The 22,057-nt window shown below is 61.7% G+C and carries 19 protein-coding genes; 17 read left to right on the top strand and 2 right to left on the bottom strand.

Going from position 1 to position 22,057, the window contains the following annotated elements; genetic code table 11:
* Position 1 precedes the first annotated feature (1 nt).
* The 13 genes from waaC (at position 2) to EI969_RS28015 (ending at position 13,900) form a co-directional block, all read left to right on the top strand.
* Positions 2 to 1,063, top strand: a complete 1,062-nt coding sequence (gene waaC / locus EI969_RS28075) for a lipopolysaccharide heptosyltransferase I (RefSeq protein ID WP_160390567.1) — start codon at positions 2 to 4, stop codon at positions 1,061 to 1,063.
* On the top strand, positions 1,063 to 2,184 hold the full coding sequence (locus tag EI969_RS28070; RefSeq protein ID WP_160390566.1) for a glycosyltransferase family 4 protein: 1,122 nt from the start codon (positions 1,063 to 1,065) through the stop codon (positions 2,182 to 2,184). The genes waaC and EI969_RS28070 overlap by 1 nt, the downstream gene beginning before the upstream one ends.
* Positions 2,185 to 2,991, top strand: coding sequence for a lipopolysaccharide core heptose(I) kinase RfaP (gene rfaP / locus EI969_RS28065; protein ID WP_160390565.1), 807 nt, complete (start codon positions 2,185 to 2,187; stop codon positions 2,989 to 2,991).
* A complete protein-coding gene (locus tag EI969_RS28060) occupies positions 2,991 to 3,725 on the top strand; it encodes a lipopolysaccharide kinase InaA family protein (protein WP_160390564.1) in 735 nt (244 codons plus the stop codon). The genes rfaP and EI969_RS28060 overlap by 1 nt, the downstream gene beginning before the upstream one ends.
* The gene (locus EI969_RS28055; protein ID WP_160390563.1) at positions 3,722 to 4,474 is read left to right on the top strand and encodes a lipopolysaccharide kinase InaA family protein; all 753 of its coding nucleotides are present in this window, start codon (positions 3,722 to 3,724) and stop codon (positions 4,472 to 4,474) included. The genes EI969_RS28060 and EI969_RS28055 overlap by 4 nt, the downstream gene beginning before the upstream one ends.
* Entirely contained in the window at positions 4,474 to 5,925 is a 1,452-nt protein-coding gene (locus tag EI969_RS28050; RefSeq protein ID WP_160390562.1) for a lipopolysaccharide kinase InaA family protein, read from the top strand. Before EI969_RS28055 ends, EI969_RS28050 begins: the two co-directional genes overlap by 1 nt.
* Positions 5,926 to 6,147: 222 nt before the next feature.
* Positions 6,148 to 6,483 carry a YceK/YidQ family lipoprotein gene (locus tag EI969_RS28045; RefSeq protein ID WP_160390561.1) on the top strand — a complete coding sequence of 112 codons (336 nt, stop codon included), beginning with the start codon at positions 6,148 to 6,150 and terminating at the stop codon, positions 6,481 to 6,483.
* A 166-nt stretch (positions 6,484 to 6,649) separates the two neighbouring features.
* The gene (locus EI969_RS28040) at positions 6,650 to 8,407 is read left to right on the top strand and encodes a carbamoyltransferase (RefSeq protein ID WP_160390560.1); all 1,758 of its coding nucleotides are present in this window, start codon (positions 6,650 to 6,652) and stop codon (positions 8,405 to 8,407) included.
* Positions 8,391 to 9,521, top strand: coding sequence for a glycosyltransferase (locus EI969_RS28035; protein WP_160390559.1), 1,131 nt, complete (start codon positions 8,391 to 8,393; stop codon positions 9,519 to 9,521). The genes EI969_RS28040 and EI969_RS28035 overlap by 17 nt, the downstream gene beginning before the upstream one ends.
* Positions 9,521 to 10,417, top strand: coding sequence for an antimicrobial resistance protein Mig-14 (locus EI969_RS28030; RefSeq protein WP_160390558.1), 897 nt, complete (start codon positions 9,521 to 9,523; stop codon positions 10,415 to 10,417). Before EI969_RS28035 ends, EI969_RS28030 begins: the two co-directional genes overlap by 1 nt.
* 8 nt (positions 10,418 to 10,425) lie before the next feature.
* Complete coding sequence (locus EI969_RS28025) at positions 10,426 to 11,868, top strand: PIG-L deacetylase family protein (RefSeq protein ID WP_160390557.1); 1,443 nt, start codon at positions 10,426 to 10,428, stop codon at positions 11,866 to 11,868.
* Positions 11,865 to 13,019 (top strand): glycosyltransferase family 4 protein, encoded by a 1,155-nt coding sequence (locus EI969_RS28020; RefSeq protein WP_160390556.1) that lies wholly within the window; start codon positions 11,865 to 11,867, stop codon positions 13,017 to 13,019. Before EI969_RS28025 ends, EI969_RS28020 begins: the two co-directional genes overlap by 4 nt.
* Positions 13,016 to 13,900: a glycosyltransferase gene (locus EI969_RS28015; RefSeq protein WP_160390555.1), complete on the top strand. Its 885-nt coding sequence runs from the start codon at positions 13,016 to 13,018 to the stop codon at positions 13,898 to 13,900. Before EI969_RS28020 ends, EI969_RS28015 begins: the two co-directional genes overlap by 4 nt.
* Positions 13,901 to 13,928: 28 nt before the next feature.
* On the opposite strand, the gene EI969_RS28010 is transcribed toward EI969_RS28015, so the two are convergent.
* Positions 13,929 to 15,149, bottom strand: a complete 1,221-nt coding sequence (locus tag EI969_RS28010; RefSeq protein ID WP_160390554.1) for an acyltransferase — start codon at positions 15,147 to 15,149, stop codon at positions 13,929 to 13,931.
* Positions 15,149 to 17,011 carry a bifunctional O-antigen ligase/aminoglycoside phosphotransferase family protein gene (locus EI969_RS28005; protein WP_160390553.1) on the bottom strand — a complete coding sequence of 621 codons (1,863 nt, stop codon included), beginning with the start codon at positions 17,009 to 17,011 and terminating at the stop codon, positions 15,149 to 15,151. Before EI969_RS28005 ends, EI969_RS28010 begins: the two co-directional genes overlap by 1 nt.
* Positions 17,012 to 17,166: 155 nt before the next feature.
* Between EI969_RS28005 and msbA the strand changes: the two genes are divergently transcribed.
* The 4 genes from msbA (at position 17,167) to hldE (ending at position 21,983) form a co-directional block, all read left to right on the top strand.
* On the top strand, positions 17,167 to 18,969 hold the full coding sequence (gene msbA, locus EI969_RS28000) for a lipid A export permease/ATP-binding protein MsbA (protein ID WP_160390552.1): 1,803 nt from the start codon (positions 17,167 to 17,169) through the stop codon (positions 18,967 to 18,969).
* Positions 18,970 to 19,153: 184 nt separating this feature from the next.
* A complete protein-coding gene (locus tag EI969_RS27995; protein ID WP_160390551.1) occupies positions 19,154 to 19,858 on the top strand; it encodes a sulfotransferase family 2 domain-containing protein in 705 nt (234 codons plus the stop codon).
* A complete protein-coding gene (gene cysC / locus EI969_RS27990) occupies positions 19,851 to 20,456 on the top strand; it encodes an adenylyl-sulfate kinase (RefSeq protein WP_160390550.1) in 606 nt (201 codons plus the stop codon). The genes EI969_RS27995 and cysC overlap by 8 nt, the downstream gene beginning before the upstream one ends.
* A 102-nt stretch (positions 20,457 to 20,558) precedes the next feature.
* A complete protein-coding gene (gene hldE / locus EI969_RS27985; protein ID WP_160390549.1) occupies positions 20,559 to 21,983 on the top strand; it encodes a bifunctional D-glycero-beta-D-manno-heptose-7-phosphate kinase/D-glycero-beta-D-manno-heptose 1-phosphate adenylyltransferase HldE in 1,425 nt (474 codons plus the stop codon).
* The last annotated feature ends 74 nt before the right edge of the window (positions 21,984 to 22,057 follow it).

Here is a 22,057-nt window from a genome sequence, read left to right as displayed (position 1 = left end):
CTTGCGGGTTCTGTTGATCAAGACTTCTTCGCTGGGCGACGTCATTCACGCGTTGCCGGCGTTGACCGATGCGGCGCGGGCGATCCCCGGCATCAAATTCGACTGGGTGGTGGAAGAAGGCTTTGCCGAAATCCCCACCTGGCATCCGGCGGTGGGCAAGGTGATTCCGGTGGCGATCCGTCGCTGGCGCAAAAACATCTGGCAGACCATCAAGAGCGGTGAGTGGAAGCGCTTCAAGCAAAGCGTGCGCGCCACGAAATATGACTTGGTGATCGACGCCCAGGGCTTGCTGAAAAGCGCCTGGCTGACCCGTTACGTCAAGGCGCCGGTGGCCGGCCTCGATAAAAACTCGGCGCGCGAGCCCATCGCTGCACGCTTTTACGATCGACGCCTGGCCGTTGCCCGTGGCCAGCATGCGGTGGAGCGAGTGCGTCAGTTGTTCGCCATCGCCTTGGGCTACGACTTGCCCAAGGGCCTGGGCGACTATGGCTTGAGCGTCGAGCGCCTGGTGGAGTTGCCGCGCAAGAACCCGTACGTGGTGTTTCTGCACGGCACCACCTGGGACACCAAGCACTGGCCCGAAGCCTACTGGCGCGAGCTGACCGAACGGGTCGGCTACCTTGGCGTCGGCGTGAAGCTGCCGTGGGGCAACGCCCAGGAAAAAGCCCGGGCCGAGCGCATCGCCGCCGGTTTCAAACACGCCGAAGTGCTGCCCAAATTGAACCTGGCGGGTGTCGGCAAGGTGCTGGCCGGCGCTCAGGCCTGCGTGGCGGTGGACACCGGCCTGGGCCATCTGGCCGCCGCGCTGGATGTGCCGACGCTGTCGCTGTTCGGCCCGACCAATCCGGGCCTGACCGGCGCCTATGGCAAAGTGCAGATTCACCTGGCCAGCGACTTCCCCTGCGCGCCGTGCCTGCAAAAGAAGTGCACCTATCAACCGACGGCCGAAGATGCCCGTCAATTCGACCTGAAACGCGAGTGGCCGTTGTGCTTCACGCGTCTGAACCCCGAGCGTGTCGCCAGCCGACTGAGCACGTTGTTAATGGCTGAGGAGCTGCGCTGATGCAATTGGCATTTGTCCTGTACAAATATTTTCCGTTTGGCGGCTTGCAGCGCGATTTCATGCGCATTGCCCTGGAGTGCCAGAAGCGCGGCCATCAGATTCGCGTCTACACGCTGATCTGGGAAGGCGACGTGCCCCCGGGTTTCGAAGTGCTGGTGGCGCCGGTCAAGGCGTTCTTCAACCATCGGCGCAACGAAAAGCTCAGCGAATGGATGGAGGCGGACCTGGCCAAGCGCCCGGTCGATCGCCTGATCGGCTTCAACAAGATGCCGGGCCTGGACGTCTACTACGCCGCCGACGGTTGCTTCGAAGACAAGGCGCAGAACCTGCGCAATTCGCTGTACCGCCGCTGGGGTCGCTATCGCCACTTCGCCGAGTACGAACGCGCGGTGTTCGCCAAGGACGCCAAGACCGAAGTGTTGATGATTTCCGAGGTCCAGCAGCCGCTGTTCATCAAGCATTACGACACGCCGCTGGAGCGTTTCCACCTGCTGCCACCGGGTATCGCCCAGGACCGTCGCCGGCCGGCCGATGCCGATGAAATCCGCGCCGGGTTCCGCGCGGAATTCAATCTCAAGGACGACGAGTTGCTGCTGGTGCAGATCGGCTCCGGGTTCAAGACCAAGGGTGTGGACCGCAGCCTCAAGGCGCTGGCGGCATTGCCCGCCGAGCTGAGGAAACGCACCCGGCTGTTTGTAATTGGCCAGGATGACCCCAAGTTATTCCAGATGCAGAGCGCGACTTTGGGGCTGGGCGACAACGTCACCTTCCTCAAGGGGCGCAGCGATATCCCGCGTTTCCTGCTGGGCGCCGATCTGTTGATCCACCCGGCGTACAACGAAAACACCGGCACCGTTCTGCTCGAAGCGCTGGTGGCCGGTTTGCCGGTGCTGGTGAGCGCGGTGTGCGGTTACGCCCATTACATCGCCGAGGCCGATGCCGGCCTGGTGCTGGACGAACCGTTCGATCAGGCCCAGCTCACGCAGTACCTGACCGGTATGTTGAACGACGCTCAAGCAAGGGCGGCCTGGAGCCGCAATGGTCTGGCCTTCGCCGAGACGGCCGACCTCTACAGCATGCCGCAGCACGCGGCCGATGTGATTCTGGCGGAGCACGCTTAAATGAAGTTGATGCTGGCTGAACCGTTCAAGAGCCTCTGGGCCGGACGCGACCCGTTCGCCGAAGTCGAGGGGCTCGAGGGCGAGGTGTACCGCGAGCTGGAAGCACGCCGGACATTGCGCACGGAAGTTGACGGCAACGGGTTTTTCGTGAAAATCCACCGTGGCATCGGCTGGGGCGAAATCTTCAAGAACCTGCTCACCGCCAAATTGCCGGTACTCGGCGCGGGCCAGGAGTGGAAGGCGATCCAGCGCCTGCAGGAAGTCGGCGTGCCGACCATGACCGCCGTCGCGTACGGCGAGAAGGGCAGTAACCCGGCCGACCAGCACTCGTTTATCGTCACCGAAGAGCTGGCGCCGACGGTCAGCCTCGAAGATTTCAGCATCAACTGGATCAAGCAGCCGCCCGAGCCAAAACTCAAGCGCGCGCTGATCGCCGAAGTCGCACGCATGACCGGCATGATGCACCGCGCCGGGGTCAACCACCGCGACTGCTACATCTGCCATTTCCTGCTGCACACCGACAAGCCGGTGACCTTTGATGACTTCAAGCTCTCGGTGATCGACCTGCACCGCGCCCAGACCCGCCCGGCGATCACCTCGCGCTGGCGCAACAAGGATCTGGCCGCGCTGTACTTTTCCGCCCTGGATATAGGCCTGACCCGCCGCGATAAATTGCGCTTTCTCAAGGGCTATTTCCAGCGGCCGTTGCGGCAGATCCTGAGCGAAGAGGCCGGGCTGCTGAGCTGGCTCGAAGGCAAGGCCAACAAGCTCTATGACCGCAAGCAGCGATACGGGGATGCGCTCTGATGTCGGGCTGGAAACTGGAGCCGGCCTACAGCGACCTGACCGATGACTTCGGCAGCCTTGAGGCCGTGTTCGCGCTGCAAGGCGAGCGGTTGACCAAGGACCCGCTGTCCGAGGTCATTCGTGTGCAGCGCAATGGCGTCAACTATTACGTCAAGCGCTACGTCGGCGCTGGCAAAGGCCTGCGCCGCTATCTCGGCAAGCCACGGGTGAAAATGGAGTGGCAGAACCTCAAGCGTTTTGCCAAGTGGGGCATCCCCACCGCCGAAGTGGTGGCCTGGGGGCTGGAGCGGCGTGGCGCGGCCTACGCCCGCGGCGCGATGATTACCCGGGAACTGCCGCGCACCGAAGACTTGTCGGCACTGGCCGAACGGCACGATCCGAAACTGTCGGATCGCGCCTGGGTCGACGCCGTCAGCCGTCAACTGGCGCAGTACACCCGGACCATGCACGACCATCGCTTCACCCATAATGATCTGAAGTGGCGCAACCTGCTGATCGATGATGAGGCCCGACTGTTTCTGATCGATTGCCCCAACGGCGATTTCTGGCGCGGTTTCTGGCTCAAGTACCGCATCACCAAGGATCTGGCGTGCCTGGACAAGGTCGCCAAGTATCAACTGTCGGCTACCCAGCGCCTGCGCTTTTACCTGCAATACCGCGACCGGACCCGGCTCAACGCCGCGGACAAGAAGCGCATCCGGCACGTGGTGAGATTTTTCGAGGGACGCGAATGACTGATTTCCTGGCCGCTGAAGACCGTGCGCTGCTTGAGCGCCATGGCCTCGGTACGTTCGAGGCGCTCTGGGCCAAACAGCTCGATGCGGTGGACGAACCCAACACCGCTCGCGGCGGCTGGAGCAGCGTGTTCCGGCTGGACCTGGAAGGCCATGGTTACTACCTCAAGCGCCAGAGCAACTACCTGACCCGCACCTTGCGCGCGCCGTTCGGCGAGCCGAGTTTTGCCCGTGAGTTTCGCAACATCTCCCGTTACCGGAAGATGGGCATTCCGGCGCTGGAGGCGGCGTTCTACGGGGAGCGCAAGGTCGATGGCGAGGTCCGCGCGATCCTGCTGACCCGCGCCCTGGATGGCTGGGACGACCTCGACTCGCTGTTGCAGCGCTGGAATGAATTGAGCCCCGAGCAGCACTCGGAAATCCTCAAGGCCAGTGGTGAGCTGGCCCGGCAACTGCACGCCGCACGCCAAGTGCATGGGTGCTTCTATCCCAAGCACATTTTCATGCGCGCCGCCGGCACCGGCTATCAGGCGCAATTGATCGACCTGGAAAAGACCCGGCCGCTGCTGTACGGGCAGCGCGACCGAATCAAGGACCTGGAACCGCTGACACGCCGCGCGCCCGAGTGGGGCGAGTCGCAACTGCGGCAATTGCTGGCCGCCTATCTGGATCAACCGCAAGACAGCACGCTGATCGACAGCTGGCTGCAGCGGTTGACCGCGCGACGCAGTCAGAAGGGGCCGCGCTGATGCGATTGTCCGAACTGAAGTCCGCTGGCCGCACCCCAAGCTTGCCTCTGAGCGTTTCGCTGGCCGACGCCGCCGGCCCTGCCGATCTGCAGCTGCTGAGCCTGTTGCGGGTGTTGCCGGGCCAGCGTTATGTCGGTGCCGGTGTCTGGCGTGGCCGGCCGGTGTTGGCCAAGTTGCTGGTCGGCAGCAAGGCCGCGCGGCATTTTCAGCGTGAACTGGATGGCGTGCGCCGGCTCTCCGATCAGGGGCTGACCACGCCGCAGCTGTTGGCCGACGGCCTGAAAGAAGGCGAGGGTGGCTGGCTGCTGTTCGAGTTTCTGGAAGGCGCCGAAAGCCTGGGCGATACCTGGAACCAGGTCGAGCAGCAGCCGGTTCTTTCCGATGGACAAGGGGCCGTGCTGGCCGAGGCGTTGGGCGCGATTGGCCAGATGCACCGCAAGGGCCTGTGGCAGGAAGATCTGCACCTGGACAACCTGCTGCGTCAGCGTGGTCGCCTGTACTTGATCGACGGCGCCGGGATTTGCTCCGAAACGCCGGGCCAGCCGCTGTCGCGGCAGAAGGTCCTGGAAAACCTCGGGGTGTTCTTCGCCCAGTTGCCGAAATCGATCGAGCCCTTCATTGAAGAGTTGCTGGTGTATTACCTGCTCAGCAACGGCGAACACGCCCTGCCCATGGAAGCGTTGCAGAAGCAGATCGACAAGGTCCGCAGCTGGCGCCTCAAGGACTATCTGATCAAGGTCGGCCGCGAGTGCACGCTGTTCAGCGTCCAGCGCGGGGCCTTCGGCTTGCGGGCGATTCGCCGCGAAGAAGAGGCCGCCATGCTGCCGGTGCTGGAGCAGGCCGATGCCCTGCTCGACCGGGGGCATCTGTACAAGACCGGCGGCGCGGCGAGCGTCGGCAAGGTCGAGGCGGATGGCCGCACGCTGGTGATCAAGCGCTACAACATCAAGGGGTTCGCCCACTGGCTCAAGCGTTTCTGGCGCCCGAGCCGGGCCTGGCATTCCTGGCGCGAAGGCAATCGCCTGGCGTTCCTGGGGATTTCCACGCCCAAGCCGCTGGCGTTGCTGGAAACGCGTTTTCTGTGGCTGCGCAGCCGGGCTTACCTGATTACCGAGTATCTGCCGGGACCGGACATCATCGAGCGTTTTGCGCCCTATGTTGAAAGCGGCGATGCACCGGAGGCCGAACTGGCGGCGCTGGACCATCTGTTTGCCGAACTGATTCGTGAGCGCATCAGCCATGGCGATTTCAAGGGGCATAACCTGTTCTGGCAGCAGGATCGCTGGGCGCTGATCGACCTTGATTCGATGTGTCAGCACGGCTCGCTTGGCAGTTTTGCGCCGGCGTATGCGAGGGATCGCGCGCGGTTCATGCGCAACTGGCCTGAAGGCAGTGCCTTGTATCAAGAGATTGATCAGCGTTTGCCCAAGGATATCTCGAGCGCTGGTTGAATCAGGACCTTCGGTCCTATCGCGGGCAAGCCCGCTCCCACAGTAGGTCCTGTGCGCGACACAGATCTCTGTGGGAGCGGGCTTGCCCGCGATGAGGCCGGAACGATCAGCCGAGAAGGGCGACAGGTTCTTGTGATCCGTCCTACGCATTCTTGGGAAGCCATGAACTGTGGCTGAAATCACCCCGATGCTAGTTTGCCTGACGTTCTCGGAGGGCAAGCTGTGTCGATCAAAATGGCAGTTTCATCGGGTGTTTTATCAGTGTCGTTAATGGGTTGCGGGACCGCCGCTACGGTCCTGCAGGATGAAGCCGAGGCAGCACAGGGGTTGCGCAGGCAAAAGACCTATTGCCAATCCATTCCCCGGGTCTACAGCGGCCTCGCCTATGACTTCTGCGTATTGAACGCACCGCCAGATCCCACGGGCATCCTCGTACCGCTCATTCTGATCGACCTGGCCCTGTCCGGCGCACTGGACACCGCCGCCTTGCCCTATACGATTTACCGGCAAAGTGTGGACGGCAATATCCTTGTCTACTGGCGGCCTTCGCGCGGTTAAAAGTAATCGCACGGTTAGCGCCTCGGTTGCTTGCCGCTTGTAGCTAGAGGCTAGCCGCTGCTTTTACGCTATAATCCCGCCCTTTAGCTGTCTCTCGCCCCTTGCGAGGGCACATTAATTTTTGAGGCGCTTGCGCCTGCATGCAGACTAAAGAGGCTAGACCCCTGTGGCATTGACGATTCTTGGCCTGTCCGGCGCCCTTAGCCATGATCCTTCCGCAGCCCTGTACATCGACGGCAAGCTGGTCGCGGCGGCTGAAGAGGAACGCTTCGTACGCGATAAACATGCAAAGAACCGCATGCCCTACGAATCGGCGAAATTCTGCCTGGAACAGGCCGGTATCAAGCCGTCCGACGTTGACGTGGTCGCGATTCCATTCGCCCCGATCAGCCTGTTCGGCAAGGCCCGCTGGCAGTACGCCAAGCGTTACTGGTACGCCCCGGACCGCGCACTCGACGCGATCCTGATGGGCAACCGTCGCTACAAGCGCTATCGCAACAAGATCGTCTGGTGCCTGGAGCAACTGGGTTTCGATCCGAAGAAGATCAAGATCGAGCCGGTCGAACACCACCTGGCCCATGCCTCCAGCGCTTATCACTGCTCCGGTTTCAAAGAGAAAACCGCGATCCTGGGCATCGACGGAAAGGGCGAGTACGCCACGACCTTCTTCGGTTATGGCGAAAACGGCAAGATCCACAAGATCAAGGAATTCTTCGATCCTGACTCCCTCGGCGGCCTGTATGGCGCGATCACCGAGTTTCTCGGTTTCGATATGCTCGACGGTGAGTTCAAGGTCATGGGCATGGCGCCGTACGGCGACGCCAGCAAATACGATTTCTCGCGCCTGGCTTCGTTCGAGAACGGCGAGCTGGTAATCAACACCGACTACGCCAACGTCATCGGCCTGCGTCGCTACAAAGAGAAGGGCAAGGGTTACTACTTCTCGCCGAAGCTGATCGAGTGGCTGGGTCCGAAGCGCGAAGGCGACATCGCCGACGAGCCTTACATCCACTACGCCGCGAGCATTCAAGCGCTGTTCGAAAAAATTTCGCTGCAGATGATCGACCACTACCTGGGCGACGTGCTCAAGGAAACCGGCAAACTGGCCTACGCCGGTGGCTGTGCGTTGAACGTCAAGCTGAACCAGAAAATCATCGCCCGCGACGACGTCAAGGAGCTGTTCGTACAGCCGGCGTCCGGTGATGCCGGCACCGCCGTCGGCGCTGCTGCCTATGTGTCCCACGCCCGTGGCGTACCGGTCGAGAAGATGGAACACGTCTACCTCGGCCCGTCGTACAGCAACGAAGACGTGATCGCGGCCTGCGCCCGTCACGAGAACAAGCCGACCTGGCGCAAGCTCGACAACATGCCGGAGCAGATCGCCAAGATCATGGTCGATGGCAACCCGGTGGCCTGGTTCCAGGGGCGCATGGAGTTCGGTCCGCGCGCACTGGGCGGTCGTTCGATCATTGGTTGCCCGAGCATTCCCGGCGTGGCGGATCGCATCAACCACCAGATCAAGTTCCGCGAGCGCTGGAGGCCTTTCTGCCCGTCGATGCTCGACACCGTCGCGCCGCAGATGATCAAGATCGATCACCCGGCGCCGTTCATGACCTTCACCTTCGAAGTGGCTGAAGAGTGGAAGACCCGCGTGCCGGAAGTCGTCCACGAAGACGGCACTTCCCGCGCCCAGGTGCTCAAGCGCGAATACAACCCGCGCTACTACGACATGATGAAGGCGCTGGAAGTGCTCACCGGCAACGGTGTGTCGCTCAACACCTCGCTCAACCGTCGCGGCGAGCCGATGATCTGCTCGCCGACCGATGCGCTGAACATGTTCTTCGGATCGGATCTACAGTATCTGATCATGGAAGACATCCTGGTGGTCAAAGAGGGCGCGAACGCCTATGACACGTTCGGCTGAACGCCATGTGCTGCAGTTCTGCCACGGCTATGACGGGCCGTTCCTGGACTGCGCACGGCAGTACGCCAGCCTGTTCGCGGGGACCGGTTATCGCGTGACCACGGTGTTTCTCACCGGGGTTGCCGATGCCGAGGTCGCCGCGGGCTGCGCTTCCGACGAAGTGCTGTTCATGGAGTACAGCTCCAAGGCCATTCGTGGCCTGAAGCTGGGCGCCATCGGCGATCTGCGCAAGATCGCCTCTTCACGCAATTTCAGTTTCTGTATTGCCCACCGCTTCAAGCCGATCTACATCGCCTTGCTCGGCACTTCGCTGCCGGTCATTGGCGTGCACCACGGCTTTGAAGACTACAAGCGGGGCAGCCGTAAACTCTTTGCGCATATATTCCGCAAGCGTTTGAGTCTGCTCGGCGTGTCCGACGCAGTCCGCGACGACATGCGCGATTGCCTGCCGAAGTGGCCGGCTTCGCGCATTCAGACCTTGTACAACCGCATCGACGTGGACGCCTTGCAAGCCACCCAGGTGTCGGCACGCGAGGCCCGGGAAACCCTCGGGCTGGCGGCGGATGCCTGGATCGTCGGCAACGTCGGACGGCTGCATCCGGACAAGGATCAGGCCACGCTGCTCGAAGGTTTCGCCAAGGCGTTGCCCGGCTTGCCGGCCAACAGCCAACTGGTGATTCTCGGAAAGGGGCGCCTGGAGGAAGACCTCAAGGCTCAAGCCCGCGAACTGGGTATCGGTGACCGGGTGCTGTTCCTCGGCCAGGTAGCGGATGCGCGCAACTACTTCCGGGCCTTCGATGTGTTTGCCCTGAGTTCCGATCACGAACCGTTCGGCATGGTGCTGCTGGAGGCCATGGCTGCCGGCGTACCCTTGCTCGCCACGGCGTGCGGCGGTGCGAAGGAAGTGGTCGAAGGCGTGGGCATCCTGTTCCCGCTGGGCGATGCCGAGCATCTGGCCCAGGGGCTGCAACACCTGGCCGGCATGGATGATCAGCAACGCCGGCAGTGTGCCGAGTTGATGCTCGAGCGCTTGCGCGAACGCTTTTCCGATCGCGCAGTGCGCGACGCTTTCTGGCATTTGCCGCACGTTACCGAACTGGCACAGAGGGGCTGATGCTCAACCGATTTCAAGGCTGGCGCGAGCGTGGCTGGGCGGTAGTCGACGCCTCGACTTACGCCGAAACCTGGCAGCGCTATGGCGGCAGCGTCGCGACCCATCCGATGGTGGTCGAGCGGCTGGCACAACTGGCCGACATTCCGGTGCGTTACCTGGCTTGGATGCAGGGTGATGAGGTCAAGGCGGCAATCCCGACCTGGGGGCGCGACCTGGCCTTGTCCAAGGACGTGCTCAAGCGTCGCGGCAAAAAAGGCCTGTTCGACCTGGGCAACGCCGAAATCATCCTGCCGGCCGCCGCCGATGCCCAGGCACCTTTGCGCCATCGCGCGCGGTATCTGTCGGCGCTGAACGAAGGCCGTTTCACCGGCATCAGGTTGCAGGCCGAACAGCTGGCCATGGCCCGCACGCCCGAAGAGCTGTCGAAAAAGTTTCGCTATAACCAGCGCCGCGAATTGCGCTTGCTGGAAGAGGCCGGTGGCGTGGTGCGGCCGGTGTCCGAATTTTCCAGTGCAGAGCTGTCGGCGATTTATTGCGACCTGTTCCAGCGCCGCTGGGGTTTCCCGGCGACGGGTGCCGAACGCATGGCCGAGGTCATCGAGTTGCTGCGCGAGTTGCTGATCGGCTCGGTGATTTTCCTCAACGATGCGCCGATTGCGATTCAACTGGTGTACCGCGTCGAAACCCCGCAGTGGATCAGCGTCGAGTACATCAACGGCGGGGTCGATCCCGAGACTCGCGAGTTCAGCCCCGGCAGCGTGCTGAGTTTTCTCAATACGCAAAGCGCCTGGGAGCATGCCCGGGCGCAGGACAAACCGTTGCGCTTCTCCTTCGGTCGCGCCGACCGTGAGTACAAGGATCGCTGGTGCAACCCCGTACCGGTCTTCACCGTATGAGCCAAGCCATGAGCCGCAAACAGCAACTGCTCAAGCGCCACCGGCGCAATAAACGTATCGGCCTGCTGATTGCGCTGGTGCTGTTGATCGTCATCGGTCTGTTGGTGGCCTGGTGGTTGCCGCTGGTGCTGGCGGTCCTCGGCTGGATTGCCCACGAGGCCTGGTTTGCCGACCATCTTTTCTACTCACCGAAAGACGACTACCAATACAGCTTTCCCCCGTACACGCCCCAACCCAAGGTGCACCTGAGCGGCGAACATTTGCGCCTGGACGAGGGCGTGATGCTGGTCGACGACGCGACGTTGGTACTGGCCCTGCGGGTAAAAAGCACCTGGCTGGGACGCTTTATCGATCCGGTGGTCGAGTTGCTGGGTGGCGAAAACCCTGACCGACAATCGTTCGAGCGGGGCGTGAACGGCCTGCGTTACCTCAATCTCAGTGGTCAGGCTCAGGCACTGTCCCGCGGTGACCTGCGCTTGCGCGGGCGTTTCTGTCGCGTACTCGGCGAGCCCGTGCTGTGGGCCTTCGAGCATCCGGACTACCGGCGCCAGCGGGTGATGGTCATCGCGCCCCACGCCGACGACGCCGAACTGGCGGCCTACGGTCTGTACAGCCAGGCTGACGAAACCTGGATCGTCACGCTGACCGCCGGTGAAATCGAGGCCGAACACTACCGGCAGATGGGCCTGAACAAGGCCGACGCAGCTCGCTTGAAAGGCCGTCTGCGCACCTGGGACAGCATCGCCGTGCCACGCTGGGCCGGCGTGCCCGAAGCCCATTGTGTGCAGTTGGGTTATTTCTGCCTGCAACTGGCGAGCATGCAGGCCGCGCCCGGTGTGCCGGCGGGATCGCGGGAAGCGGACATGAGCGATACCCGGCTGTTCCGCCGGTTGAATCCTTTCGCGCTGCCGGGCGATGCCGATGGCGCGCCGACCTGGAACAATCTGCTGGCGGATCTGCGTGAGCTGTTGCTGCGGGCCCGGCCCGAAGTCATCGTCCTGCCGCATCCGACCCTGGATCCGCATCCCGATCATATCTGCGCACAGGCAGCAGTCCTCGAAGCCTTGCAAGGCCTGGACTGGCAACCGAGCACACTGTTGGGTTACGCCAATCACCTGCACGACAACGACCGCTGGCCGATGGGTGATACCGGTGATGGCATCGCCTTGCCGCCGGCCTTCGATTCGGCCCGGCCGATGCAGCCGTACTGCCTGCCGATGCCGCTGGAGCAACAGCGCGACAAAGCCATGGCGTTGGGCATGATGCACGACCTGCAACCGCCAATGCCGTTCAAGCGTCGCTTGCGTCGGCTGATCCAGCGGATGTTGGCCGGCCGGTTGCCGCCCACCTATGGCGAGAACGAATTCTTTCGCAAGGCAGTCCGGCGCCACGAGCTTTTGTGGTCCATCAAGCACACACCAGGCAATGTTTCTCAGCGGGGAGAGTTATGAGTCAGCGGTCAAAGGTCCTGCAGCTGCAGCCTGACTACAACGTCAAAGCCCATGATTTTGCCGACCTCGCGGAGCAAATCGTCAAGGCCCTGCCCAGTGATCGCTATGAAGTGACCGCCGCGTTTTTACGCGGCAAGCCCGGGCCGGGCGAAGCGGTGAGCCGGGCCGACCGTTCGGTGTACTTCGAGTTTTCCGACAAGTCCCTCAAGGGCATGCGCCTGCGGGCGATGTGGCAGCTGTACAAGTTCTGCCGCCGGGAAAAATTCGACGTGGTGATCTGCAACCGCTTCAAGCCGGTGAACATGATGCTGGCGCTCAACCGCTGGTTGAAAGTGCCGCTGTGCATCGGCATTTCCCACGGCTTTGGCGAGTACGACCGTTTTTACCGGCGCCGCCAGACCCAGCGCCTGATCGATCGTCACTGGCGCTTTGTCGGCGTGTCGCCTGCGGTGAAACAGTATCTGCTGGACTGTGACTGCGGCTTCACCGACCAGAATACCTACGCCATCACCAATGCCATCGACATCGAGCAAGCCGAAGGCCTGCAACACAGTCGTGAAAAGGCCCGCGAAATGCTCGGCATCGATCAGTCGGTGCGGCTGATCGGCGCGTTGGGGCGGCTGGTGCCGGTCAAGGGCCATATCTATTTGCTGCAGGCCTTCGCCGCACTCAAGGACAAATACCCGAACACCCAGCTGGCGATCATCGGTGCCGGCCGCGAAGAGTCGCGCCTGGCGGCGGAAATCGACCGCCTTGGTCTCAGCGGTCGCGCCCATTTGCTGGGGTTCAAGGAAATTGCCCTGCAGTACATTCGCGCTTTCGACATCTGGACCATGCCCTCCCTGGCCGAAGGCCTCGGGCTGGCGCTGCTTGAAGGCATGAGTGGGCATTTGCCGGTGATCGCCTCGAACGTGCCGGCGATGTTGCCGCTGATCGAGGGCGCCGGGGGCCTGGCGATTACGCCCAAGGATGTGCCGACGTTGCAGGCTGCGCTGGACACTTACCTGGGGCTGTCGGACGACGAGCTCAAGGCCAAGGGCGAGCAGGCCTTCCGTTATCTGCAACAACACCATGACATCGAGGAATTCCGTCGCGAATACCTCAATCTGATCGACTCCGGCCTGGAACAGGCCCGCAAGGAACAGCCATGAACGACGCGCAACCCATCGTCACGGTCATCATCGCGTCGTACAACCACGCCCCCTACATTGAGCAAAGCATTCTCAGCGTCCTCAACCAGACCTATCGGAACATTGAGTTGCTGGTGATCGACGATGGCTCGAAGGATGACAGTGTCGAGCGGATCAAGGCGTTGCAGGCCATCCATGGTTTCGACTTCCGGGTCCAGGAAAACCAGGGGCTGACCAACACCCTCAACGGTGCGATTGCCCGGGCAAAGGGCAGCCTGATCGTGCCGTTCGGTTCGGATGACATCATGTTGCCGGAGCGCATCGCCATCCAGGTCGCGCACATGGACGGCAAGCCCGAGGTCGGCATCTGCGCCGGCAACATCGAGCTGATCGATGCCGACGGCAATCTCTATCCGGAGAAGCGCCAGCGCCGGGATGTGCCGTTCCGTCGCCTGGACTTCGATGACATGTTCCTCGAGCGCAAGCCCTATCCTCCGGCGCCGACCCTGATGATCCGTCGCGAAGCGCTGGAGAAAGTAGGCGGTTTCGACCCGACCATTCGCCTGGAAGACTTGCTGATCGAGTTGAAGGTGACCCATGCCGGTTACTTCATCGACGGTCTGAATGTATTGATGGCGCGCTATCGCAAGCACGCCACCAACTCCTACAAGAACCACCGCTTCATGATCGACAGCATCCTGCGCACGTACGCGCTCTTCAGCGATCACCCGCTGTATGACGAGGTGCGCTACAAGTTTCTCAACTCCATGTTCCTCAAGACCGCCAACCGTGACCGCAAGCTGGCGCGCGAGCTCCTGGCGCAGATTCCTTTCAAGGCCTGGAACAAGAAAACCTGGCGCGGGTTGGGCCGGATGTACTTCTCGCGGCTGGAAAAAGACTGAGCCTCAGGCTCGACTCGGGAGGGATTGCTCAACGTTGTTGAGCTGTCTTCTCCAGGTCTTCCCTGGCCCTTCTGTTCTGGCGTAACCAGTGCAGGGTTTTCTTGCCGGCATTGATACCGGGCTTTTCGATGTACCGGTAAGTCAGGCTGCTGATGATGATCAGCAGACAACTGCACACGGCCATCAACGGCAGGAAGACCCAGGCTTGCCGGGCGTCGAGATGCAGCAACGGCGGCAATCGCTGCACCAGGACCCAGAGCACGAAACCATGCAGCAAATACGTGCTGTAGCTGATTTCCCCCAGCCAGCGGATGCTGCGTGGCCGCAAGGCGCCGAACAAGGTATTGCCGGATGCCACGATCCCGAAAAACAGTGACAGCAGCAGTAGCGCCCCGAGGTTGAATGCCCGGCTGAACAGCGTAAAGGTGATGGCCAGCGCGAGCAGGGCAATGATGCCCGCCAGCGGCGTCAGGCTCCAGGCGACCCATGTCGGGCGGCGAATCCAGTACGCCGCAGCGATGCCGCCGAGGAAGCTGGCCAGGAAGTGCTTCTTCAGCGAGTGTTCCCAGCCGATCAGCTCATACAGGGCGTAGATGCCGATCAGGCACAGCACCGTCTGTAGCCAGCCACCGCGATAAATGAACACCATCGCCGCCAGTGGCAGGGCCAGGTAGAAAAACACTTCGTAGCCCAGCGTCCAGGTGACGTTGGAGATCAGCATGCCGGTCTGGTGGTACTGGTTGACGTCTGGCCGGTCGAAGGTCAGCCAGGCCAGGGTCTGGCCAACGAGCTGGATGCCGGAGTCCTTGAGTTCCCAGTCCTGCAAATAGAACACGCAGATAAACACGGTCAACATCAGCGGCAGGTAGAGCGGATACAGGCGAAACAACCGCGATAGCGCAAACGCCAGCCAGTCGTGTCGTCGCCCGTGCGTGAGCAGCCGGTCCCAGAACAGAAACCCGGTGATCATGAAAAAGAGGGCAACGCTGCCCTGGCCGAGCTGCGAGTAGAAATTGCTCGGCGGGAAATTGATCACGCCCGTTCGCAGAAAGATCCAGGTAATGATCGAGTGGTGCACAAACACACCGAAGGCCAGATACCCGCGCAGGCCGTCGATACCGGCAAAGCGGCTTTCATTGCCATGCTCCAGCTGTCGGGTGAGACCTGGTACCGTGCGCAGCAGTAGCGCAGCGGTCGCGATGGCGAGCAGGTAGGCCGTCATCGCGATAAGCGGGTTGGTTTCTGTCATCAGTGAGCCCGGGCCGGCGGACTCCCGGCCAGCACTTGCCTGTGCAAATTATCCACGTCGGCTTTCGAAGCCGCCGCGGCGTATCCCTGCAGTAGCGCTTCGAAGTGATCCTCGAACAGCCAGTGCCGATCTTCTGCGTAGCGCTGCATATGGCGCAGATTACGCCGACGCAGGGAAGGGCTCAATGATGAAGGGTAAATTCGCAGGTCGGCCAGGTCGATCAGCCCGAACTCGCCGTCCTCCAGCACCAGCACATTGCCCAGGTGCAGGGAGCGGAAATAGACCCCTTGCTGATGCAATTGAGCCATGAACTTGCCGAAACGCTCCACCAGGGCCTGGCGCACCGCCGGGGCGGTAATGCCTTGCAGGATCTGGCGCAGTGTATTGCCCGGCAACGGCGAGTAGTGCACAGCGGTGCTGCCGTCTTCGAAGCGGTAAAGGTCGAGGATCTGCGGGGTCGGGATACCCATGTTGCGCAGTTGCACGCTGTTGACGGCAAAACGATCGGAATAGGGTGTGAAACTGCCCGAGGTGTACCAGCGGCGGCGACGGAACAGCTTGAGAAAGCTGCCGTCGGTCAGGCGCAGGACTTTTGGGCCCAGACCGTCTTCTTCGATGATGCGGGCATCAGCCGTCAGCTGTTGCAGGGCGTTTGGCGCCATGGTCTTGATCGGCTTGTCGAGCAGGCGCCTGGCCCGTTGATTGATGCTCAATGCGGCAATCAGCGCCAGAGGGATCCACAGCAGGAACCAGTGCTCCTTGGGGCGCGAGATGATCCCGCCACCTTCGGTCAGGCCCGCACCGACGCCGAAGGCCAGCCAGGCCGAGGCAATGATGAACAGCGGTTGCACGCGATGGCGCAGGCTGCTGATAAAGCTGTACGCGAGGAAGAACAGCCATGGCAGCAGGCCGATAATGCCGACGTAGTAGAGCACGCCCAAGGCAAAGCTATGGGGTTCCTGGAGGGTGTAGCCGACGCCGGGGTCCAGGCTCAGTTCGGCGTTGTAGCCGTGTCCGATCCATGGGTGCTCAGCGATCCTGCCCAGGGTCAATTGCCAGAGTTCGATGCGGAAAGAGCTGCCTCTTGCGATGATTTTGTCGGCAAATAGCAGGAATGTCGCCGTTCCGGCGATAAGCGTGGCGCCAATCAGCAAGGCCGAGCGGCGATTCCAGCAGATCAAGCCCAGCCACAGTGCAGCGATCGTCAGCGCTACCAGTGGCGTCCTGGAACCGGTGGCCAGCACCGCGGCGAACATGATCGCCATCGCCGGCAAGCTCAACCAAAGGACCTGCGGGCGCTTGCAGGTCATGCTCAGGCTCAGCCAGTAGGTGCAGAAAACGCCGAACATGTGGGAGCTGAGCAGGGGGTTGTCGAATGCGCCTACACCGATCATGCGCATTTCCGGCTGGTAGATTTGCCCGAACCTGTACAGGTTATAGACAGAGGCAACCAGTGCCACCATCGCGGCGCAGAACAGCAGGGGCTGAATGATTTCGCTGCGATAGCGCACCAGCAGGTAGCAGCCTACGAACAGCAACAGGGTATGCAATGACGGCTTGAACTGGCCGGCCGGGACGTCGTTTACCGGGCCCCAGCCCAGGCTGAGCAAGGCCCACGCCAAAAACAGCAGGACTGCAATGACGATCGGTTCGTGCAGCATTTCCTTGGCGAGCCGCGGACGCAGGCACAGTGCAATCAGTGCCGGAATGCTGAACAGGCCATAGTAAAGCTTGTGATGCACACTGCGCCCGGGCAGGAAAAACAGTGCGCAGAGCAGCAATAAATAACCGAGCGGAAGGATCCACAGACAAATGAAATCGAAGATTCTATTGGACGTGCTGTTCAAAGCGTTTAATTGCATGCTGAGTAACTTATTCCTGAATTGAGCGACCATACCAAGGCAGGGACATCTGGTGGCTATTTGACGCGCCACAATACACAGACTGTATGCGATTGCCAGAACCCAGAGGAAGCTGTGCTAAAGTCAGCGTCCTTTTTCATCGACATTCGCGTGATATGACCGACTCCAGTCTCTGCGCAAGCCCATCGAGCTTGAAAATCTATTTCCGTCTGCTCGGCTACGTACGGCCGTACATCAGCCTGTTCCTGATCAGCATCGTCGGTTTTCTGATTTTCGCTTCGACGCAGCCAATGCTGGGCTACATCCTCAAGTATTTCGTCGACGGTCTGTCCAATCCTGAAGCAGTGCTGTTTCCGAGCGTGCCCTACCTGCGTGACCTGCAACTGCTGCAGGCGGTGCCGTTGTTGATCATCCTGATCGCCGCGTGGCAGGGGTTGGGGTCGTACCTGGGCAACTACTTCCTGGCCAAGGTTTCCCTGGGCCTGGTCCATGACTTGCGCGTCCAGCTGTTCAACAACCTGCTGGTGTTGCCAAACCGCTATTTCGACAAGCATAACTCGGGGCACCTGATTTCACGTATCACCTTCAACGTGACCATGGTCACGGGGGCGGCAACAGATGCGATCAAGGTCGTAATTCGTGAAGGCATGACAGTGATCTTCCTGTTTGCCTCGCTGCTGTTCATGAACTGGCGCCTGACGCTGGTGATGGTCGCCATCCTGCCGCTGATCGCCATCATGGTGCGCACGGCCAGCAAGAAATTCCGCAAGCAGAGCAAGAAAATCCAGCTGGCCATGGGCGACGTGACGCATGTGGCGTCCGAAACGATCCAGGGCTATCGCGTGGTGCGCAGCTTCGGCGGTGAAAAGTACGAGGAGAAACGCTTCTTCGACGCCAGCCAGGGCAATACCGACAAGCAATTGCGCATGACCCGCACCGGCGCCATCTACACACCGCTGCTGCAATTGGTGATCTACACCGCCATGGCAGTGCTGATGTTCCTCGTGCTGTTCCTGCGGGGCGATGCGTCCGCCGGCGACATGGTGGCCTACATCACCCTGGCCGGCCTGCTGCCCAAGCCGATTCGCCAGCTGTCCGAAGTCAGCTCGACCATCCAGAAGGGTGTGGCCGGCGCTGAAAGCATCTTCGAGCAACTGGATGTCGAGCCTGAAGTCGATACCGGCACCGTCGAGCGTGACGTCGTCAGCGGCCGCCTGGACGTGCGCAACCTCAGCTTCACCTACCCGGACACCGAACGTCAGGTGCTCGATGACATCAGTTTCTCGGTTGAACCCGGGCAAATGGTGGCGCTGGTGGGGCGTTCCGGCAGTGGCAAGTCGACCCTGGCCAACCTGATTCCGCGTTTCTACCACCACGACAAGGGCGAAATCCTCATCGATGGCGTCGAGGTGGAACAGTACAAACTGTTGAACCTGCGCAAACACATCGCCCAGGTAACCCAGCACGTGACCCTGTTCAGCGACACCGTGGCCAACAACATCGCCTATGGCGACCTGGCCGGGGCGCCGCGTGAAGACATCGAAAAAGCCGCCAAGGACGCCTATGCGATGGACTTCATCGCTCAGTTGCCCGAAGGCCTGGACACCCAGGTCGGGGAAAACGGCGTGCTGCTGTCCGGTGGCCAGCGTCAGCGCCTGGCGATTGCCCGGGCGCTGTTGAAAAATGCCCCGGTGCTGATTCTCGATGAGGCGACTTCGGCACTCGACACCGAATCCGAGCGGCATATTCAGGCGGCGCTGGATCAGGTCATGAAAGGCCGTACCACGCTGGTGATCGCTCACCGCCTGTCGACCATCGAGAAGGCCGACCTGATCCTGGTCATGGATCAGGGGAAAATCGTCGAGCGCGGCACCCACGCTCAACTGCTGGCGCAGAACGGCTACTACTCGCGCCTCAACGCGATGGGCCTCGACGCCCCGGCCGAAGACATCGCCTGACCCCGAAGGGGCGAGCCTGGCTCGCCCTTTTGCTCACCCGGCGTGCAACGCGTCCGGTGATTTGTATCCAGTCCTTTACGCTTCTTGACCAAACCGGAATAAATCTCGGCAACGTGCTTGTTAAGGTTCCTGAACGAACTTTGACTTGAATCGAGAGGGCCATCCCTTTCGCGCGGGTGTCTGCATGTTGCAACGTTATCTCTGGAAGCTGTTACCCAAGCCGCAACGGGCGTTTCTGCTGGGGCGCCTGTCGGTCGTGGACCGGCAAGTGGTGAACAAGTCGATGTCGGCCAGTGTCAGCTTCCCCAAGCCCTTCGAGCAGCGTTCCTGCCTGTTTATCCACGTTCCCAAGTGTGCCGGCAGCAGTGTCTGTGCGGCCATGTTTGACGACTGGAGCCCGGGCCATTTGCCGTTGTACTGGTACGAGCAGCAATTTCCCGCGCAGTTTGCCGCCAGTTTCAAGTTCGCCTTCGTGCGCGATCCCCTGGAAAGGGCCTACTCGGCTTACGCATTCCTGCGGGGCAACGCCTTGGGGGCGCGCGATCACGCGGCGCAGAGAATGGTCAGCCATTACCGTGACTTTGACGACTTCGTCGGCCGCTGGCTGCACCCGGAGACGATCCGGCGGCAACTGCACTTCGCCGCGCAAACGGATTTCCTGACGGACTCCATGGGCCGTCTGGCGCTGGACTTCATCGGCTACCAGGAACACCTGGCGCGGGATTTCAGGCTGGTTTGCGAACAATTGGATTACCCCGTGGACCTGCCCCACGTGAACAGGTCGCAGCAGCGGCGCCCGATGCCCGTGCGCGAGTTCTGCTCGGTGCGCACCCGCAGGTTGGTGCGACGGGTCTATCAGCGTGATTACGAGATGCTTGGATATGAATGAAGCCGTGTCGTTGTCCCGCCACTCGATCAGGCCCTACCCGTTGTTGCTGTCGAGCGAGGAGCGTGCCGCCCTCAAGTCGCAGACTCCGCGCTGTCTGTGGCTGACGGGGTTGTCAGGGGCCGGCAAGTCGACCCTGGCCAATGCCCTGGAGCTGCAGCTCAATCGACAGGGGCTGCACACCTTTGTGCTCGACGGCGACAACCTGCGCGCCGGCCTGTGCCGTGACCTGGGGATGGGGGCGCAATGTCGGCGGGAAAATATCCGGCGCACCGCCGAAGTGGCGCGCCTGATGGTCGACGCCGGTTTGATCGTGATCGTCGCGGCCATCTCGCCGTTCCGCGCCGATCGTGAGGCGGCACGTCGATTGTTTGCCGACGCAGAGTTCATCGAGGTGTTTGTGAGCACGCCGTTTGCGGTTTGCGCGCAACGTGATCCCAAGGGATTGTATCGGGCGGCCCGGGAAGGCCGGATCAAGGATTTCACCGGCATCGACAGTCCCTATGAGGCGCCGCTGCAGGCCGAGTGCGAAATCGATACGCATGCCCTGGAAATGGCTGAGGCCTGCCTTCGCCTGACAGCTTTATTGCTCAAGAAATGAGCAATAAAGCCCGGATAATTATCCGGTTGCAGCCACCGCACAAGCCGACGCCAACCCTGTGTTAATATCGCGCCCCTGTTCATTCTGTATGTGGGTTGCACCATGAAGTTGTCCATGCCGCGATTCGATCAAGCCCCCGTCTTGGTGGTTGGCGATGTCATGCTCGACCGTTACTGGCATGGTGGTACCTCACGGATTTCTCCTGAGGCGCCGGTGCCGGTGGTCAAGGTCGATCATATCGAGGACCGTCCGGGCGGCGCTGCCAACGTTGCCTTGAACATTGCCGCCCTGGGGGCTCCGGCCTCGCTGGTCGGTGTAACCGGCGACGATGAAGCCGCCAACAGCCTGGTCAACAGCCTCAAGGGCGCTGGCGTGCGGGCGATTTTCCAGCGCATTGCGCACCAGCCGACCATCGTCAAGCTGCGGGTCATGAGCCGTCACCAGCAACTGCTGCGCATCGACTTCGAAGAACCCTTCGCCACCGACGCGCTGGCGCTGGCCGCGCAGGTCGACGAGTTGCTCGAAGGCATCAAAGTGCTGGTGCTGTCCGACTACGGCAAAGGCGCGCTGAAAAACCATCAGGTGCTGATCCAGGCCGCCCGCGCCCGTGGCATTCCGGTGCTGGCCGACCCCAAGGGCAAGGATTTCTCGATCTACCGAGGCGCGAGCCTGATCACACCGAACCTCAACGAATTCGAAACCATCGTCGGCGGTTGCGCCGATGAGCACGAGCTGGTCAGCAAGGGCGCGCAGCTGATGCACGACCTGGACCTCGGTGCCTTGCTGGTGACCCGTGGCGAGCACGGCATGACCTTGCTGCGTCCGGACCATCCGGCGCTGCACTTGCCGGCCCGTGCCCGTGAAGTGTTCGACGTGACCGGTGCCGGCGATACGGTGATTTCCACCCTGGCGGCGGCGATTGCCGCGGGTGAAGAGCTGCCCCACGCGGTGGCCCTGGCCAACCTGGCGGCCGGCATTGTGGTCGGCAAGCTCGGTACGGCGGCCATCAGCGCGCCGGAACTGCGCCGTGCGATTCAACGCGCGGAGGGTTCCGAGCGCGGTGTGCTGGGTCTTGAGCAACTGTTGCTGGCGGTCGATGATGCCCGCGCGCACAACGAACGGATCGTCTTCACCAATGGTTGTTTCGACATCCTGCACGCCGGCCATGTGACCTATCTGGAACAGGCGCGGGCCCAGGGCGATCGCCTGATCGTCGCGATCAACGACGATGCTTCGGTCAGCCGCCTGAAAGGGCCGGGTCGCCCGATCAACAGCGTCGACCGGCGCATGGCCGTACTGGCCGGCCTGGGCGCGGTGGACTGGGTCATCAGCTTCGCCGAAGGCACCCCGGAAAACCTGTTGAGCGCAATCAAGCCGGACGTGCTGGTCAAGGGTGGTGACTACGGGATCGACCAGGTGGTCGGCGCGGACATCGTGAAGGCCTACGGCGGTACCGTGAAAGTGCTGGGGCTGGTGGAAAACAGCTCGACCACGGCGATTGTCGAGAAGATCCGCAAGTCCGAATAACACAGCTTTTGTAGGAGCGAGCTTGCTCGCGATGGAGGCATGGTGCACGCGTTGAATCAGTAGATACGCGTCAT

Source organism: Pseudomonas sp. PB101, assembly GCF_009764265.1.
Classification (GTDB): Bacteria; Pseudomonadota; Gammaproteobacteria; order Pseudomonadales; family Pseudomonadaceae; genus Aquipseudomonas.
Note: the sequence above shows the minus strand (reverse complement) of the source record. Positions and strands in the feature narration are given on the sequence as shown.